Below are 2,336 nucleotides of genomic sequence, written 5' to 3' on the forward strand. Positions count from 1 at the left end.
CCATCGCGCGACGCCGCTGCGTGGCGACGGGGCTCGCCAAGGCGGCCAGCAGGAAGGCCAGCAGCACCGCGGCCGCCAGCAGCAACGTGGTGCGCGATCCGCTGCAGGCCCCCATGGCGAGCGTGCCGAGGGCGCCCGCGGCCGCGAGCCAGGGGCCGATGTTGAAGCGCCGCCGCGCCGAAAACCCGGCCAACAGCACGCCCACCATCCAGGCCGCGAAGACCGAATGGCCGAGCGTGAAGGAGAACAGCCCGTAGGGCCGCACCACATCGGCGACCAGCAGGAACACGCCGTCGTTGCCGCCGCCCGGCACCGCATTAATGAAGCTCGTCGGCGCCGAACGGTATTGCACCACCACCAGCAGGCCGATCGGCCCGGCGAGCCACAGGTTCAGCCGCAGCCAGCGGGCATAATCGACGGCCGTGACGGTGTCGGCGACGATCCAGGCAAGCGGCACGAACAGGAAGTAGTTGCGCAGCCCGGCCAAGATCGCCAAAGGCGCCACGTCGCTGCCGGCGAGCTGGCCCGTGACGCAGGCGAGGCAGCCCAGCACCACGGCCGCGAAAAGCGCCATGGCCTGCCGGGCACCGCGCGACGGCCCGGCGACCGCGGCGGCCAGCAGGATCATCAGCATCACGGGATCGCGCAAAAAGACGAGGGCGTTGCTGGCCCCGGGCAGCACCCATTTGCGCAAGGGCCCTTCGGCGAGCAGCAGCCCGTAGAACACGAACAACAAGCGCACGGTGACGCGGCGCGCCGCCTCGCGGCGAGGGGATCGGGCTGGCTCACGCATGGCGGGTTCGCCCCGTGGGCGAGGGGTCCCGCCGCATCCGGTCGACCAGCCGCGCCAGGCGGGGCGGCACCAGCAGCCGCCAGAACGGCAGTGCCGCAAAGGCGAACCAGAAAGGACCGCCATGCTGGCGCGCGAAATGCAACCAGGGCCGCAGCGGGAAGCCGAGTGGCCGGCCCACGAGGCGCCAGCGGGCCCGCAGCGGCAGTGCCGGGTCGAACCAGCGGCCGGCGCCCTCGCGGGCGCAGGTGCCGCAATGGCCGGGCGCCAATCCCACCCAGCCGCCTGCGGCCGTGACCCGCAACCCGTAATCGAGGTCGCCGAGCGTGTGGCGGTAGGCCGTGCCGATGCCGCCGACGCGCGCGGCCGTCAGGCGCGGCACCAGCACCACGTTGCCGACCAGCGTATCGCAGCGCAGCCGCTCGACCGGGTCGGGCGGCTGCACCTGAAAGCGAAGCGGCCGCCATGCCGAGGGGCGCCGGATGCCCGCGTAGGTGGTGCGTCCATCGATCGGGTCCACCACGGCGCCGCCCACCAGGCAGAACCCATGCCCTTCGGCCACGAGGCCGCGGTAAGCGTCGAGCAGCCGTCCCACGGCATCCGAGGCGAGGTGCACGTCGTCGTTGAGCCAGAGCATGAAATCGGCATCGGTCGCCGAGGCGGCCGCGAAGGCGGCCCGCATGCCGCCGGCCCAGAAGGCGCTGCCGTCGCCCGTGATGATGTGGGCTTCGGGCACCCGCCGGCGTACCGCGGCCGCGGTGCCGTCGCCCGAACCGTCGTCGAACAGCACGACACGGAGGTCGACGGCGCGATCCTGATTGAGGAGCGCTTCCAGGCAAGCCAGCGTCCTGTCCCGACGGTTGTGGCAGGCCAGGACGGCGGTGAGGCGCGGCGTCGTCATCGGGCCAGGGCTTCCGTCAGGGGTGGCATGGCCGAGCGGGAACGCCGCTCGACGCCCGCGAGGCGAACCACCATGGCGACCTCGCCGAGAACCGTGGCGGCCGCCACGGCCGGCAGGCCGCCGGAGCGGGCCGCCATGGCGGCCAGGCCGACCGTCGCCACCGCGACCAGAAAGAACGGCCCCGCATAGGCGGCCTGCCGATTGACGGCGAGCAACAGGTTGGCGCGCGACAGCCACAACCCGTGTAGCAGCGCCGCCACGACGATCAGCGGCCAGGTGCCGGGCGGCAAGACGAGACGCCCTCCCGTCCAGGTCGCGAACAGCCATGGCCCAACCGCGATCAATGCCACGCCACCGGGAACCAGCAGCGCCAGGGCGGCCATGCGATTGAGCCGCGCGATCGCGGCCACGGCAACGGCATCGCCCCGCCCGCTGGCGGCCGCCATCTCGGGCATCAGGGCGTGGGTGACGAGGCCAGTCGCCTGCACCAGGGTCCGGGCCAGGGTACGGGCTGCCACAAAGGCGCCCACGGCCTGCGGCGACACTTCGCCCCGATCGCCAGGGTGACGCCCTGCAGGCCGATGGCAAAACAAGCCGGCAGCAGCAGCGCCGGCCCGGGCGGCGCGGCTGCTGCCGGCGTGTTTT

3 protein-coding genes are annotated in these 2,336 nt (G+C 73.0%); all 3 read right to left on the reverse strand.

All coding sequences use genetic code 11. From position 1 onward, the window contains the following. On the reverse strand, positions 1-793 hold a 793-nt coding region (locus P7D22_RS22805; protein ID WP_319936538.1), incomplete at its 3' end, for a hypothetical protein. Further along, positions 786-1,691 carry a glycosyltransferase family 2 protein gene (locus P7D22_RS22810; RefSeq protein WP_319936539.1) on the reverse strand — a complete coding sequence of 302 codons (906 nt, stop codon included), beginning with the start codon at positions 1,689-1,691 and terminating at the stop codon, positions 786-788. The genes P7D22_RS22805 and P7D22_RS22810, both read right to left, overlap by 8 nt. Then, positions 1,688-2,336: lipopolysaccharide biosynthesis protein (locus P7D22_RS22815; protein WP_319936540.1), on the reverse strand; the 649-nt coding region annotated here is incomplete at its 5' end. The genes P7D22_RS22810 and P7D22_RS22815, both read right to left, overlap by 4 nt.

Origin of the sequence: Lichenihabitans sp. Uapishka_5, from assembly GCF_033947565.1 — a bacterium.
In the GTDB taxonomy this organism is placed as follows: domain Bacteria; phylum Pseudomonadota; class Alphaproteobacteria; order Rhizobiales; family Beijerinckiaceae; genus Lichenihabitans.